The sequence below is a fragment of the Halobacillus faecis genome (assembly GCF_007991335.1).
Lineage (GTDB): Bacteria > Bacillota > Bacilli > Bacillales > Halobacillaceae > Halobacillus > Halobacillus faecis.
This window is the reverse complement of record NZ_BJYD01000017.1, coordinates 85,550-99,779: the sequence shown is the minus strand read 5'-3', so window position 1 is coordinate 99,779 and position 14,230 is coordinate 85,550. Positions and strand designations below refer to the sequence as shown.

Here is a 14,230-nt window from a genome sequence, read left to right as displayed (position 1 = left end):
CCTTATTGGTTATCATTAATTGTAATTAGGGCCTGTTTAAGATCATTGAAAGTCTCGAGCTCCTCGAAATTCATATCAGATTGAATGGCTGCGATGGCCATTTCTGTGCGAATTCCAGTCAGTACCGTTCTTGTACCAAGCAATTTAATGGTTTTTGTTAAATTGAACAGGTCATTAATGAAGACCTCATTGAATGTAGCGATCCCTGAAAAGTCAATGAATAATAACCGCAAACCGTGCTCTTTGACTTTATGTAGCGTGTGCTCTTTGACTACGTCGAAGCGTTCCGTTGAAAATTCTCCGACCAATGGAAGGACGGCTTGAAATTCGTCGATGAGAACGACAGGGGTAGAGACCGCGTTCAAATGCTTCTCCATTTCTTCATGTTCTCTTTCTTTTGTCTTATTATAACTATCTGTTGTTGCGCGTATCGCTGCGTCAAATGCAGTGACAACCTCTTCCGCCACAACGAAGCCTTCTTCGATTTTGGCCTCCTGAATCAAGTTTGAATTCCGCATGTGCTTCATGAGAGAAAGACGGAAGACGCTCAACACATCCACGGTCTGTTTTAGAAGAACTCCTTTAGAATAGAGGTAATTTTCGGTGTCATAGCCGATGGCAGCTGCATTTGTTTCATCTGGGTGCTGCAAGAGGCTTTTAGCTACACGGTCCAGAAGTAGACGGAGCATTTCAAAATGATAATTCAGATCCTGATCTGTATAGTTGATTTGAAGTTTGTCCAACGTTTTTGGGAGTAATTCATTTACTAATGTGGTTTGGTTATCATGAAAATATTGGGCTAAACGTTCATTTAATCGATCCATATCGCTTTCTCCTTCCATTTACGTTAGTTTTTCTTATACCCCATTTTATCCTAGTATAACGATTTATGGGAGATTTCATCAGAATTTTCTGCGGTTACCACTGTGAAAAGAGAGTAAGTAAAAAGAAGCCTTATGTACTAGAGAAGTTTGAATCTAGTACCAGGTACCGTGGGGTAGAACCAAGGTACCTGGTACTTAAAAAGATAAGCCGCGTGCCAGGTTTGAAGTATTTAGGTGTCTGAACCCACGCCGAGGACAGCTACATATTGATTGTCAAAGAAGGGGACAAAGCCATTACCTTTCCATGTGAGCGGGGTTTGAACTAGTCCCAGACCATCCGCATTATACTGGCCGATGATCCGTTGAAAGGCGAACAATTCATAAACACCGTCCCCGTCAAAATCGATGGGGTAAAGAGTATTCAAGCCAGAGACCGAACCCTGTAGCGGTGCTTTTAATGTTCCGTCTTCATTATAAATGTCTGATAGGTACTCAGGGTCCCTGTTGCTTAGATCGATCATAAAAGAGAGGTCAAGGGTTTTGTTTAGAACTTCAACTTTGTACTGGTTTTGGTAAGTGACTTCATATTCATAGGCTTCATCAAATGTTTCATAGTCGAAGAGGACCTGTGCTTGATTGTTCAAAAACGAATATAAATAGTAGTATCCATAACCGCCACTTCCACCAGAGTCCATGCTGATCAAAATGTTATCGACACCGTCTCCTGTGAAATCACCGAGAAAAAGGCGTGGTTGATATCCCATGTTCGTTTTTAAGGGGACACTATAGAAGATGCTCGTTTGTCCATCCTGAATGACCAGAGTGATGTTTGTAATATACGGACTATCCGGTGTTTTTTCTCCTACTAGAAAAACTTGGTCTGGGATGAGATCACCATTTACATCTCCTTTGGCATAAGAGAGGATATTTGAAGTTGGTAAGGGCTGTTGCTGTCTGTATGAATAGGGGTACGTGTACATAAAGAAACGCCACCTTTTTTCAATACTTTATGCAGAATGGGCGGGGCATGACAATACCTAGCCGTATAAAAAAGAGCCGTATAAAGCGGCTCTTGGTTCATTAAAGACGGCTGAAGCCTTCTTGTTCAAGGAAGTTGACGGCTTCTTCGTAAGAATTGAACGTACCTTCTAACTGTTCTTCAGCGTAAACATGGAAACCATCCTCTTCACGCATTAGAACAAGGGACTGATCGTTGTCGTTCAGCCATTCTTCCATGACTGGATTTTTTTCGGCAGGAGAGAGGGACAAAGATTCGATCGCTTCCCGGATTAATGTGCGGAGTTCATCGGCGCTGATTTCCTTAATGTTGACCATCCCTTTGTCATCCGTAGCATATCCATCTAATTCACCCGCATAAACAAATCCGTTGCCATTCGGGTGGAGTCGGTAAACGACGATTTTTTTATCATAAACACTTTCTTCATAATGAAAATTCACTCTTCCGAGAGAAATCTCTTTCTTTTCAAGTTCAGGGAATTCTTCAATGATGTTCAATTTCTCTTCAAATGTAAGCATAAGCTCCTCCTGAGATTTTTTGTAGCCCTAGTATAGCACAAGGAGGCGACTCAACGCCTTATTGCATCTAAAGAAGAATCGTGGTATAGTAAATGGGCGATGAGCTGTTTGTGTAAGACGAAGTACATGCTTTTTATAAAGCTAAACGACGAATGTGGTCGTCGGTATATTCGCGACAAAAATCGAAAGCCTTTCCTCCATGGAGGAAAGGCTTTTTTAATGCATTTATTTTTTTCCGAAGTTCATCCGTGCGTAACGCCCACGTACCATTTGGTAGACACCATATAAGATTAATCCAACGGCAGCGATCCCCAGTAGTACTTGTCCGTAAGGCTGCTGGGCAATTTCAGAAAGCGCTCCGTCCAGACCTTTGGCTTCATCAGGATTTGCCGTTAGGGCCGTTTGAATGAAAAAGAATCCGATAAGCCCGAGTACAATCCCTCTTGCAGATAACCCGAATTTACCGGATTTTTCTGCTACATTCCTTTTATGACGGTCCATTTCCGCAGTATTCATCTTCTTCATAAAGCGGCCTGTACTTCCTTGATAAAATTCATAAATACCATACCCGATGACAATAGCTCCAACAATCCCGACAAGCCATTGACCAAAAGGCTGGGACAAAAGTTTAGCTGAAATCGTCTGTTCTGAATTTCCACTGCTGGAACCAGCATGGAGGGCGATTTTTATTGCATTGAAAGCCAGGGAACCGTAAATTACAGCACCTACAATATAACCGATTCGAGTGATTAACCCTTTCGCATCCGTTCCTTCATTATTAGGATCCATGATGGCTTTAATTGCGAGCCAGGAGATATACCCGATTAAGCCAATACCAATGATCCAAAGTAAGATTTCTCCAAAAGCGACACCGGCAAGAGAGCTGAACATTCCTGAAGTACCTGTTGTTTTCCCACCAACTCCAAGAGCGGCCATCAAAGTTAATACACCGATAAGAGCATAAACAATACCCTTAGCCATAAAACCGAGTCTTCCGAACCTCCGTACCCATGGTTTGATTTCCTCGCTTGCTTCTGAACGCTTGTTTTTGTTTGCTGTCATCGTAGAAGCCATAGTATCCCTCTCATTTCACTAGAATAGTTTCTAATCTAATTCCCACAATTGTAGTAAAAGAAACGTTTCGTCAAAAAAGAAATGATATAATGCAAGTGAAAGAAAGGTGACGGATCATGTACTTAACAGTGGAAGAAACGGCAGAATATCTTGAGCTACCTGAAGACTATCTCCGACATTTGATCTTGAATCATAAAATTAAGGCCATTTATGATGGGCGGCAGTATTTAATCAATAAAAATCAATTCCACAATCACATGGAACAAATGGAAAACTACCGGAAAATGATTCAAGAATATCTGAGTGAACCTATTCCTGAGGATCCGGATGTTAAAGATGAGGATTAATGGAATGAAACAAAAAAGCAGAGCCTTTACAGCTCTGCTTTTTTTGGAATAAAATGGACAGAAAAACAATGCAATTTTCGAATATTATAAATATAGATTCAGCCTCGTGTAGCAATGGCTTCTATTTCCACTTTTGCTCCTTTAGGGAGTTTGCTAACTTCTACAGCAGCACGAGCAGGATAAGGCTCAGTTAAATAACTCGCATAAACATCATTGACTACCGCAAAATCATCCATCGAGTCCAAGTAGATGTTCATTTTTACAACATTCTTGAAAGAAAGGTTTACGTCTTCAAGTATCGCAAGAATGTTTTTCATTACTTGGTGTGTCTGTTCTTGAATATCGTTAGAGACGAATTCCATCGTCTCTGGGTCTAGCGGGATCTGTCCGGAAATATAAACAATATTTCCGAGGTCTGTAGCCTGAGAATATGGACCAATCGCACTTGGTGCTTGATTCGTTGAAACAGCTTTAAACATGACTGCCACTCCTTTATGTAGGTTTTTAATTATCCTATCACGATATCCGTAATAGAGGAATAGAATGATTACCCGGGAAATATCGACAATAGATTTATGAAACCTCCATAAATCAACTAGAAAATAGTGAATAAGACTTATTTTTCAGTATTTTTGTCCGATAAAATACGTATAGAGTGGTTAAATGAGATGGGACATCATTATTTTTGAAAATTATTTAAAAATAATAGTTTAGAGTAGTTTATTTAGGGTATGGTACGAGTGGAGGAGATGAAATTATGCCTTACAAAGAGCGATTAGAGAAACAAATAGAAGAATTGAGAATGCGTATGTATGAAATCTATAACAATAATCCGACAGATGATGAACTATTGAGAATTTCACAAGAGTTAGATGATCTATTAAATCGCTTTAGTGAAAAGAGACAATACCAATGTTCCAATTAAAACAGGTAAAGAGTACATAGGGCAATATGTGTTTGAATGAATACAGCCACTATGGTATCTTAATATCAATGCCACCCTGGCAATCGAAACGACTGCGGGAAACTTAACCATTTCTACAGGGTGGCAGGTTACATAAGAACCATGAACTCCTGCGAATGACGCAGGAGTTTTTTTATGTTCAATTTTAGGTTCCAGGTACCAATCATGTGAAAAAGAGTGCCGCACTTATTTAAGCGATAGAAAGTAAAAGCGACGCTAAATGATCTTGGGAGCGCTTAATTTTTAAGAAAAAAAAGATAAAAATATAAATATTCAGAAAATGGGTTGTGATTCGACAAAATCATCGCTAGAATACTTCTTACATTCAAATTTGAAAGGAGGCTCAGCGATGATCACATTTATCGCATCTATTGTTTTACTTGTCGTCGGATATCTTTTTTATGCAAAGGTGGTTGAACGAATTTTCGGAATCAATGATCAGAAAAACACACCTGCATATGAAAAGAACGATGGTTTTGACTATGTGCCGATGAGCTGGTGGAAAGCGAGTCTTATCCAGCTATTAAATATCGCTGGGCTTGGACCTATATTCGGAGCTGTGATGGGAGCGTTATATGGTCCCGTAGCATTTATCTGGATCGTTGTTGGCTCCATTTTTGCTGGAGCTGTGCACGATTATTTCTCGGGAATGCTTTCCCTTCGTCATGGCGGAGCTCAGTACCCGACACTTGTAGGAAAGTACTTAGGCCGTCCCGCTCGTTCGGTGATCAATCTTTTATCCATTGGCCTTATGATCTTAGTAGCTGCAGCCTTCACGGCTGGTCCGGCTCAGTTGATGGCAGAAATCACGCCACTAGGATTTTTCACATCTGTCTTAATCATTTTCTCATATTTTCTCATTGCTACTCTTCTACCGATCAACAAAATTATTGGAAAAGTGTACCCGATCTTTGGAGCCATCTTGATATTCATGGCTGTCTCCATTGGGATAGGGATGTTCTTCTTCGACCACCCCATTCCTAATTTGACGGTCAGCAATCTCCATCCAGATGAATTGCCAATCTGGCCGATGCTGATGGTGACGATTTCATGCGGAGCAATCTCAGGCTTTCACAGTACGCAAAGCCCAATTCTCGCTCGAACGTTGAAAAAAGAGAGTGAAGGAAGAAAAGTGTTTTATGGTGCCATGATTGCTGAAGGAATGATTGCTTTAATCTGGGCAGCTGCCGGTATGACCTTCTTCGGTAACACAGGAGGTCTGCAAACCGCACTGGCAGAAGGAGGACCAGCTGGTGTCATTAATGAAATCAGTAGCACCACACTTGGTACGCTGGGAGGGATCCTTGCTGTTCTTGGTGTCATTGTCCTTCCGATTACTACGGGAGATACCGCTTTGCGATCTTCACGTATGATGCTTGTTGATTTTGCCCGTCAGGTCAGTAAAAAGAAATTCGAAGGAAAATGGACACCCTTGCTATTCGCAATCCCGGTTACGATTCCAACGTTCCTGTTAACGCAAATGGATTACAGCTTTCTTTGGAGATATGTAGGATGGTCCAACCAGGTGGTAGCGACAGTGATGCTTTGGACAGGAGCCATGTATTTGTTGAAAAATCACAAGTTCCACTGGATCTGTAGTGTTCCCGCCCTGTTCATGACGGCTGTAGTAAGCTCTTATATCTTCTACGCTCCTGAAGGGTTTGGTTTGGAGTATTCCACTTCTATGGTCTTTGGATCGGTCATCTGGCTTGCCGTTGCCACTTGGTTCGTATGGCAGGTGATTAAACAGAAAGTGAGAAAAGAAGATACCATCATTACCTCAAAAGCAGGATAATCCAAAAGCCGCTTAGCCTCAGGCTAAGCGGCTTTTATTCTTTTCCGTCTTAATTAAAGATAATGGCAGGGTTCTTGAAGACATAGTTTAGAGATGTTTCCGGGGTTCGTTGCCTTGTTTGGCGTCAGGGGTGGTTGGGAAGCTACTCGCTCTAATGTGGGGGAGTGCCGAGCTTCCTCGGGCGGGCTGCCGCACTAAGGGATCTCGCCGATCTCCTTTCTCCCACGGGAGTCTCGCAGCTTCCCAACCACCCCATTCGATGAGTGTGAAAAACGAACCCCTATACTGAGAAGGAGCGTCTTCCAACCTCCTTGTCCATTAGTCATAGAGCGCACTGTAACAGCATTTAAATGGTGAGGCAACAGACTTCTGCATTTCGACAGATATTGGAAACTCTGCTTTTGTAGAGTCGTTTCGAGATACTTATATAGTAAAGGGGCGTAGGGGAATGGCTCTCCCGCGGAAAGCGAGCTATTCCCCGCATCCCCCTCGACTCATCAAAAGTCTCGACACTGAGTCTTCAACAATCGGGAGCGTAAGTGGGAGTTGGAATTTCTTTGTAATAAGCTTATTCCTAGTAACCTTATCGGTTTTTTATGATATGATAAGTATAAAGAAGAAAAGGAAAGGAGTCGGTTCGATGAGCAAAATTTATATTCTCCATGAGAACGATGAATGGACCGATCATTTAACGGAGCGCTTAGAAGAGCTTGATCTTCCTTATGAACTCTGGCATTTAGATCAGGGGACGCTTGATTTGACAAGCGAGCCACCTGAAGGGGTTTTTTACAACCGTATCAGTGCTTCATCTCATACAAGGAATCACCGGTACGCACCTGAGTTTACGGAAGCTGTGCTTGCCTGGCTCGAACGCCATGACCGCACCATTGTGAATGGCAGCCGCGCTTTAAGGCTTGAAGTTAGTAAGGTCAATCAGTATATGGCTCTAAATCAAGCTGGCATTCGCACACCGAAAACAATTACGGCTGTAGGGAAAGAGAACATTCTCGATGCTGCGCGGCAGTTGGACATGGAATCGTTCATAACGAAACACAATCGTGCTGGAAAAGGGCAGGGAGTTCAGCTTTTCCATTCTACGGAAGCATTGCGAGAATACTTGGATAGTGACTCTTTTGAGGAGCCGGTTGATGGAATTACATTGATTCAACAGTATATTGAAGCCCCGGAACCCTATATTGTTCGTCACGAATTTGTAGGTGGAAGGTTTGTTTATGGGGTGAAAGTGGATACGTCTGAAGGCTTTGAACTATGCCCGGCAGATGCTTGCTCGATAGAAGACTTGTATTGCCCAACGGATGCTGAACCACAAACTCCTAAAGCGAAGTTTGAAGTTCTCGAAAATTATCGACCAGCCATCATTGATGAGTATGAGACGTTTTTACAGGATAACAATATTGACGTCGCTGGAATTGAAGCTATTCAGGATAAAGAAGGTCGTTTTTACACCTATGATGTGAACACAAATACCAACTACAATTCGGATGCTGAAGCAAAAGCAGGTACTTATGGCATGCTTGAGCTGGCAAAGTACCTCGGAGGGCTTTTAGAGAAATCACATGTATAACAAAAAGATCGATCACATGAACGTGATCGATCTTTTTTAGTGTCGTTTGCTTAACCAGAGAACTCCTGATTTGGCGAGACGAGGAAGGACGCCTGTCATCGGTTTTTGAAGCATGTTGCCAAATCCGTCGTTCTTCCCAAGAGAGCCCAGGGCCCCTTTAAGCTTCACCTCAGACGGACGTTCAGGTACGCGGTCTCTAAGGACGGCATTAAGTACATCGGCCACCTTTTCTCCTTGCTGTCCGGCAAGCTGCGCACTAGGAGAATGTTCAGAAGCTGCACAATCACCTACTACATAGACATTTTGATGAGAGGGCACCTGGTAAAAATCATTGATGATGACTTTCTCCTGGTCATCCTTTTCAAAAGGAAGCTCTCTGACGAGGAAGTTCGGGCGGACACCCGCGGTCCATACGGTAACATCGTTCAAATAACAAACTCCATTGTTGCATACGCCGTCTTTTTCGACGTATTCCACATTCGCTCCGTGGATGACTTCCACATCATTATCTTTGAACCATTTCTCTACATAATCTTGAATCTTGGAATCGAAAGCTTTTAATACCGTGTCGCCACGGTCCAGTAATCGAATGTTCAAGTCCGGTCTGCTTTCTCTGACTTCTGAAGCCACCTCAATACCACTGAGTCCGGCTCCGACAACGGTCACCTTTCCGTAGGCTCCGAGGTTGTTTATGGCAAAGCCCGCACTTCTTGCTTTCGAGAACGTCTGGACACTCTCGGTGAATTCTCGTGCTCCTTCGATGCCGTGATAATTATCCTCACAACCAAGGCCAATTAATAAGTAATCGTAAGGAAGACTTTTTTCCCCACCTTTGACGACGATGGTCTCATTTTCTGTGTCGATTTTCTCCACTTCATCAAAGACATAAGTGACTTGGTCATGTTTCGGAAAATCAACGCGGGCATGACGGTCAGATTCTGTTCCTGCAGCTATGGTGTAGAATTCAGTTTTTAATGAATGGTAAGGATTCCTGTCGACGACAGTGATATGTACATCTTCCGGGATTTGATCGAGCAACCCGTGCAGAGTGTTCATACCGCCATAGCCGCCCCCCAAAATTACGACTTCTTTCATCTTTGTTCCACCACCTTTTCCTTAATCCCCTATCGAAAACGCTTTCGGATTGTTACAACCTTTAGAGTACCAAAATTACTAGTGAAAAACTAGAATGATTAAGCAAATTCTCTCATCTTTCCTTATTATTCGATTCCCTCTCCATAAATATTTAAAAGTCTAAATGGACAAATTCTTTCGTATAACCTCCCTATTTCTGAATGACTCAGTTTCGAGGCTATAGATGGTGGGGGCTCGGGGAATAGCTCGCTTTCAAGCCCCTCTGACTCTCGACACAGCAAATGAACCCCGAAACAGTCTTCAAGAATCCCGCCAATATGTTAAATAGAAGTAAGCGATAGTTCAATTTTGAAGTGGAATCTGGTACATTGAAGGCAGAAACGGTTAGAAAGGAAACGATGATGAAGAAAATACATAGCGATCTTTTACAATTTAGAGGCACGCACTATGATTTTGGATTTTATCAAGGAAAGCTGCTGAAAGACTCGTGGACCGTAAAGAATAGGGAAAAGCAATGGCGGGTGAGGAAACCTCGTTTTATTGTAGAAGAACAGGAAGTGAAGGAAGCAATCACGCGCTTTGCCCCGGGTATCTGGGAGGAGCTTCTGGGATTGAGGGATTCGCTGGAATGGCCGATGGAAAAAGTAATGATGGAATTCGGTGGATATCGTATCGACTATAAACGAAGTGGATGTTCGATTATGACCGGAGACGGCTATTTCATTCGGAATTATGATTACATGCCGAAGACATATGAGGGAAGGTACAGCCTTTTTCAACCGACAGACCAGGGATACAGCATGATAGGACCGACGCAGCGTATTACCGGCCGTATGGATGGGATGAATGAAAAAGGTCTTGTGATGGGCTATAACTTTATGCATCGCAAGCGTCCTGGAGATGGATTTATCTGCTGTATGATCGGGCGTCTTATACTTGAGTCCTGTGCGAATGTAACCGAAGCTGTTCAAATGCTCCGTGAGATCCCTCATCGCCACTCCTTTAGTTATACCGTATTTGATAAGAGCAATGTGACTTATATAGTGGAGGCTTCTCCACGGGGAGTAGAGGTAAGGGAATCGGACGTTTGTACGAACCATTTTGAAATTATGAAAAAGGAAAATCGAAATCATCTCGTGGATTCTATGAAGCGTATGGATGCCATCCGTTCGAATCGTGAAAATATTGAAGGTGCTTATGATGCTTTCCGGTTAATGAATGATACAGATCGTGGAGTATTTTCTAAACTGTACAGCAATTGGGCAGGAACCATTCACACATCTGGATACTTACCAAAAGAAAACAAAGCCTGGTTTGCTTTAGGTGGGGATCAAGAACCCGTAGAATTTGATTTTTCTCGTTGGTTGAATGGAGAGGACCTCGAAGAAGAAAAGGTGGTTGGAGAAGTGGATACCGACATTCCTTTTGCTCACATGGAGGACGGCGCTTATTGGAGTGGTAAGAAATGACCGTGCCCTCATGTGTGATTCGTAAAGGGCAGCCAAAAGATGCACCTTATACGATGGTGATTGCTAAGGAAATTTTATCTGAAGGTTATGGGTTGAAATATCCCTCTGAATTCCACGATTCTCTGGAAAAAGAAAAAGCATGGATCGGCCGGTATGAAGAACCTGAGTTTTTTCTCGTGGCAGAAAGGGACGGTGAGTTGGTCGGCTTTTTAAACTTTAATCTGGGCGCTCTATCTGCCACAAGACATCAAGGTACATTCGGTGTTAGTGTGAAAAGGGACGTAAGAAACATGGGGATTGGACGGGAACTCGTAACTGCAATGATAGCAAGATGCCGGCGGACGGATGGGCTGGATATTATCCGGTTGAATGTATCGGAATCCAATGCACGAGCCATCCACCTTTATGAGTCTTTCGGTTTTCAAAAGGAAGGATGCTTTCAAGATTACATTCGGAAGAACGGCAAAAGTGAGAACCTGATCCACATGGCGCTGCATTTACATTCATAAAAGGAAGTGATGGGAAAATGCCAGAGAAAGTGATCGTCTCCTGGAGCGGTGGCAAGGATTCGGCCCTTGCCTTGCAAAAAGTGATAGATGATGAAAATTATGAGGTCGCGGGCCTTTTTTCCACCATCTCTGAACAATCATTGCATTTACCTGTCCATGAAGTCAGTAAGAATCTGCTCATGAAGCAAGCGGCTGCACTTGACCAACCACTTAAAATCGTCATGGTTCCGGAAAATGCATCAAATCAGATTTATAACAACGTAATGAAGGAGGTGTTCGAAGGCTTTAGGGAAAGAAAAATCAGCAAAGTGGTTTACGCTGATCTGTTCCTTGAGGATATTCGATCATTCCGAGACGAACTATTGAAGAAGAATGGGATGGCGGGCGTTTATCCTTTATGGGGAATGGGTTCACAGAAAGTGGCCGCAGAGGTCATTGGAAATGGATTTCAGGCAGTGGTCACTACCGTTGATACACTGAAGTTGGATCAAAGACTCCCGGGAGTTCTTTATGATCGGGAGTTTCTGCATTCCTTACCCTCTGATATTGACCCCTGCGGAGAAAATGGTGAATTTCACACATTCGTTTGTGATGGGCCCTTGTTCCATACGCCTTTGAGGCTTCAGCATGGGAAGCGATTTGAGTCACATGATGGCAGGTTTTCTCATGTAGAGTTGGATGAAAAGTAGACAATCCTCTTTGGAATAAGGTATAACTAAGAAAACACATTGTTGGAGGTTACTATGGAAGATATTTTACAAATGAAAGATAAAAACATCGTCGTCATGGGTGTGGCGAACCAGAGAAGTCTTGCCTGGGGCGTGGCTAAATCCCTTTATCAGGCAGGAGCAAACGTTATTTTTACATATCGAAAAGAAAGAAGTTATAAAAAACTTGAAAAGCTGCTTGCAGACGGTGGGTTGGATGCGAAAGCCATCGTCCAATGTGACGTGAACAGTGATGAAAGTATTCAGCAAGCATTTACAGAGATCGGTGAGAAAGTGGGAGTCATTCATGGGGTCTGTCATTCCATCGCTTTTGCACATGCCGAGGATCTAAAAGGGGATTTCATCGAAACTTCCCGTGATGGGTTTGCTTTTGCACAGGACACAAGCGCTTATTCTCTTATTGCGGTTGCGAAAGCCAGTCAACCTTATATGACAGAAGGCGGATCGATGATTGCCATGAGTTATCTCGGCGCTGAACGCGTGGTCGAAGGCTACAACGTCATGGGTGTAGCGAAGGCATCCCTTGAAGCTACTGTCCGTTATTTAGCCTCTGATTTAGGCAAAAACCAAATCAGAGTCAATGCCATCTCAGCTGGTGCGGTACGTACACTTGCAGCGAAAGGCGTACCAAGCTTCAATGAAATTTTACACAAAATTGAAGAAACCGCTCCTCTTAAAAAGAATGTAACGCAGGAAGAAGTCGGTGATATGACACTGGCCATGATGAGCCACTTGTCACGTGGAGTGACAGGGGAAATTGTCTACGTTGATTCGGGTTACAATATTTTAGGTTAATGGATAAGCCCCCTCGCGCAGGGGGCTTTTTTCTTTGCTGAAAACGTTTTATAGCTTCTGTTTGGGGAATGGACTCTTAGATAAGGAAATCAACACAGGACCAATTCATTAGAACGGAGGCTATCGGATTATGCAAAGACAACAAACCATTATTGAAGAGTCATTGAAAGCCATCATGGAAGATGAAGATTTTCTGCCGGATTTAAAAGCACAAACACGAGAGCAAGCCTACAACTCATTGGTCGCCCTGCTCTCGACTCCGAATCATATCCACAAATCTTTCCTACGCATCACGACAGAAAATGGCACAATTGTAAGGATCCCTTCATTCCGCGTACAACATAGTGATACCGTGGGGCCTTATAAAGGCGGGATTCGTTTTCATGAATCGGTCGATGAAGATGAAGTCTCCAATTTAGCCAAATTGATGACTTTAAAAAATGCCCTGCACGAACTTCCTTTTGGTGGAGGTAAAGGGGGAGTGGTCATCAACCCGAAAGAATACACCATAAAAGAACTCAATTTGATATGTAAGAAATACGTCCAATATTTCAATGATATCCTAGGACCTGACAAGGACATTCCAGCTCCGGATGTGGGCACAGGGGAGCGGGAAATGGACTGGATGATGGGCGAATTCAAAAACATTCACCCTGGAGAGCCGTACCGCAACAGTTTTACTGGAAAAAGCATAGTCAACGGAGGTTCGCTTGGAAGAAGAGAGTCGACCGGGAAAGGGGTTTACTATACGTTCCGGTATATGATGCATGATTTCGTCAATGAACATAGAAAATGGCTGGGCGATACGGAAAACATTTTTGCTCATACCGCTCTTGATCATGCCGATAAAAAGTTGAAAATGGCCGTCCAGGGCTTCGGTAACCTTGGTTCTGTCGCTGCCCTTGAGGCTTATCAATGCAATCATTTGAAAAACCGTGTGGTCGCTGTGAGCGATGCGAATGTCATGCTGTATAACTCAGATGGCCTGGACATCCCTGGACTTGTACAATTCGCGAAAGAGCATGATGGGGACCTGCCTTCCACAGAACAAGAACTGAATGAGCATGAGCTTGTGGCAGAAATAAAAGAGCGGGATGATTTATTGGAAATGGATGTTGATGTTCTGATTTTAGCAGCGTTGGAAGATCAAATCCATAAAGATAACATGAAGGACATTCAAGCGAAAATCATCGTAGAAGGCGCAAATGGACCGATTACAGAAGAAGCGGATCGATATCTTGCGGATAAAGGGGTATTGATTGTACCTGATATCTTAGCCAATGCAGGTGGGGTCATCGTTTCTTACTACGAATGGGTCCAGGGAAGAGAGGCACAGTTCATGACAGAGGATCAGGTTTTCGAAAGACTTTTCGATAAGCTGAAAGGTACGATGGATACGATCCTTCCGCAATTTTTCGGAGATCCGTTCCCGTTAAGGCAAAATTGTTACATTCATTCCGTCACGAAACTATCTACGATCATGTACCGTCAGGGAAAGCTCTATTAAAG

Annotated in this window: 15 protein-coding genes; 9 read left to right on the top strand and 6 right to left on the bottom strand. The window is 43.1% G+C overall.

Annotated features, from left to right (window positions below; genetic code table 11):
* Nucleotides 1–2: 2 nt before the first annotated feature.
* From HFA01_RS09255 to HFA01_RS09240, 4 genes are all read right to left on the bottom strand, one after another.
* Nucleotides 3–824, bottom strand: a complete 822-nt coding sequence (locus HFA01_RS09255; protein WP_146815497.1) for an STAS domain-containing protein — start codon at nt 822–824, stop codon at nt 3–5.
* 230 nt (nt 825–1,054) lie between these two features.
* A complete protein-coding gene (locus HFA01_RS09250) occupies nt 1,055–1,804 on the bottom strand; it encodes a YybI family spore inner coat protein (RefSeq protein WP_146815495.1) in 750 nt (249 codons plus the stop codon).
* Nucleotides 1,805–1,904: 100 nt separating this feature from the next.
* Nucleotides 1,905–2,360 (bottom strand): recombination-associated protein RdgC, encoded by a 456-nt coding sequence (locus tag HFA01_RS09245; protein ID WP_146815493.1) that lies wholly within the window; start codon nt 2,358–2,360, stop codon nt 1,905–1,907.
* 225 nt (nt 2,361–2,585) lie between these two features.
* A complete protein-coding gene (locus HFA01_RS09240; RefSeq protein ID WP_146815491.1) occupies nt 2,586–3,434 on the bottom strand; it encodes a DUF1206 domain-containing protein in 849 nt (282 codons plus the stop codon).
* A gap of 116 nt (nt 3,435–3,550) precedes the next feature.
* Between HFA01_RS09240 and HFA01_RS09235 the strand changes: the two genes are divergently transcribed.
* Nucleotides 3,551–3,781, top strand: a complete 231-nt coding sequence (locus HFA01_RS09235) for an excisionase family DNA-binding protein (protein ID WP_146815489.1) — start codon at nt 3,551–3,553, stop codon at nt 3,779–3,781.
* Between the two features lie 98 nt (nt 3,782–3,879).
* On the opposite strand, the gene HFA01_RS09230 is transcribed toward HFA01_RS09235, so the two are convergent.
* The gene (locus HFA01_RS09230; RefSeq protein WP_146815487.1) at nt 3,880–4,260 is read right to left on the bottom strand and encodes a RidA family protein; all 381 of its coding nucleotides are present in this window, start codon (nt 4,258–4,260) and stop codon (nt 3,880–3,882) included.
* 278 nt (nt 4,261–4,538) lie between these two features.
* Here HFA01_RS09230 and HFA01_RS09225 point away from each other — a divergent pair, with 278 nt between their 5' ends.
* The 3 genes from HFA01_RS09225 to HFA01_RS09215 all read left to right on the top strand — a co-directional run bounded on the left by HFA01_RS09225 (nt 4,539) and on the right by HFA01_RS09215 (nt 8,125).
* Nucleotides 4,539–4,706, top strand: a complete 168-nt coding sequence (locus HFA01_RS09225; RefSeq protein ID WP_146815485.1) for an aspartyl-phosphate phosphatase Spo0E family protein — start codon at nt 4,539–4,541, stop codon at nt 4,704–4,706.
* Nucleotides 4,707–5,094: 388 nt separating this feature from the next.
* Nucleotides 5,095–6,540, top strand: a complete 1,446-nt coding sequence (locus HFA01_RS09220; RefSeq protein ID WP_146815483.1) for a carbon starvation CstA family protein — start codon at nt 5,095–5,097, stop codon at nt 6,538–6,540.
* Nucleotides 6,541–7,180: 640 nt separating this feature from the next.
* Nucleotides 7,181–8,125, top strand: a complete 945-nt coding sequence (locus tag HFA01_RS09215; protein ID WP_146815481.1) for an ATP-grasp domain-containing protein — start codon at nt 7,181–7,183, stop codon at nt 8,123–8,125.
* Nucleotides 8,126–8,161: 36 nt separating this feature from the next.
* Here HFA01_RS09215 and HFA01_RS09210 read toward each other — a convergent pair whose 3' ends face one another.
* Nucleotides 8,162–9,220 carry an NAD(P)/FAD-dependent oxidoreductase gene (locus HFA01_RS09210; RefSeq protein ID WP_146815479.1) on the bottom strand — a complete coding sequence of 353 codons (1,059 nt, stop codon included), beginning with the start codon at nt 9,218–9,220 and terminating at the stop codon, nt 8,162–8,164.
* Nucleotides 9,221–9,621: 401 nt separating this feature from the next.
* Between HFA01_RS09210 and HFA01_RS09205 the strand changes: the two genes are divergently transcribed.
* From HFA01_RS09205 to HFA01_RS09185, 5 genes are all read left to right on the top strand, one after another.
* A complete protein-coding gene (locus HFA01_RS09205; protein ID WP_146815852.1) occupies nt 9,622–10,689 on the top strand; it encodes a C45 family autoproteolytic acyltransferase/hydrolase in 1,068 nt (355 codons plus the stop codon).
* Entirely contained in the window at nt 10,686–11,198 is a 513-nt protein-coding gene (locus tag HFA01_RS09200) for a GNAT family N-acetyltransferase (RefSeq protein ID WP_146815477.1), read from the top strand. Before HFA01_RS09205 ends, HFA01_RS09200 begins: the two co-directional genes overlap by 4 nt.
* A gap of 17 nt (nt 11,199–11,215) precedes the next feature.
* Nucleotides 11,216–11,887, top strand: a complete 672-nt coding sequence (locus HFA01_RS09195) for a Dph6-related ATP pyrophosphatase (protein WP_146815475.1) — start codon at nt 11,216–11,218, stop codon at nt 11,885–11,887.
* A 54-nt stretch (nt 11,888–11,941) separates the two neighbouring features.
* Nucleotides 11,942–12,721 carry an enoyl-ACP reductase FabI gene (gene fabI / locus HFA01_RS09190; protein WP_146815473.1) on the top strand — a complete coding sequence of 260 codons (780 nt, stop codon included), beginning with the start codon at nt 11,942–11,944 and terminating at the stop codon, nt 12,719–12,721.
* A 130-nt stretch (nt 12,722–12,851) separates the two neighbouring features.
* Nucleotides 12,852–14,228, top strand: a complete 1,377-nt coding sequence (locus HFA01_RS09185; RefSeq protein WP_146815471.1) for a Glu/Leu/Phe/Val family dehydrogenase — start codon at nt 12,852–12,854, stop codon at nt 14,226–14,228.
* Nucleotides 14,229–14,230 lie beyond the last annotated feature (2 nt).

Bases quoted from the DNA above. Each gene is read 5' to 3' on its own strand.
- HFA01_RS09255 (WP_146815497.1), bottom strand. From the start codon at position 824: ATGGATCGATTAAATGAACGTTTAGCCCAATATTTTCATGATAACCAA.
- HFA01_RS09250 (WP_146815495.1), bottom strand. From the start codon at position 1,804: ATGTACACGTACCCCTATTCATACAGACAGCAACAGCCCTTACCAACT.
- HFA01_RS09245 (WP_146815493.1), bottom strand. From the start codon at position 2,360: ATGCTTACATTTGAAGAGAAATTGAACATCATTGAAGAATTCCCTGAA.
- HFA01_RS09240 (WP_146815491.1), bottom strand. From the start codon at position 3,434: ATGGCTTCTACGATGACAGCAAACAAAAACAAGCGTTCAGAAGCAAGC.
- HFA01_RS09235 (WP_146815489.1), top strand. From the start codon at position 3,551: ATGTACTTAACAGTGGAAGAAACGGCAGAATATCTTGAGCTACCTGAA.
- HFA01_RS09230 (WP_146815487.1), bottom strand. From the start codon at position 4,260: ATGTTTAAAGCTGTTTCAACGAATCAAGCACCAAGTGCGATTGGTCCA.
- HFA01_RS09225 (WP_146815485.1), top strand. From the start codon at position 4,539: ATGCCTTACAAAGAGCGATTAGAGAAACAAATAGAAGAATTGAGAATG.
- HFA01_RS09220 (WP_146815483.1), top strand. From the start codon at position 5,095: ATGATCACATTTATCGCATCTATTGTTTTACTTGTCGTCGGATATCTT.
- HFA01_RS09215 (WP_146815481.1), top strand. From the start codon at position 7,181: ATGAGCAAAATTTATATTCTCCATGAGAACGATGAATGGACCGATCAT.
- HFA01_RS09210 (WP_146815479.1), bottom strand. From the start codon at position 9,220: ATGAAAGAAGTCGTAATTTTGGGGGGCGGCTATGGCGGTATGAACACT.
- HFA01_RS09205 (WP_146815852.1), top strand. From the start codon at position 9,622: ATGAAGAAAATACATAGCGATCTTTTACAATTTAGAGGCACGCACTAT.
- HFA01_RS09200 (WP_146815477.1), top strand. From the start codon at position 10,686: ATGACCGTGCCCTCATGTGTGATTCGTAAAGGGCAGCCAAAAGATGCA.
- HFA01_RS09195 (WP_146815475.1), top strand. From the start codon at position 11,216: ATGCCAGAGAAAGTGATCGTCTCCTGGAGCGGTGGCAAGGATTCGGCC.
- fabI (WP_146815473.1), top strand. From the start codon at position 11,942: ATGGAAGATATTTTACAAATGAAAGATAAAAACATCGTCGTCATGGGT.
- HFA01_RS09185 (WP_146815471.1), top strand. From the start codon at position 12,852: ATGCAAAGACAACAAACCATTATTGAAGAGTCATTGAAAGCCATCATG.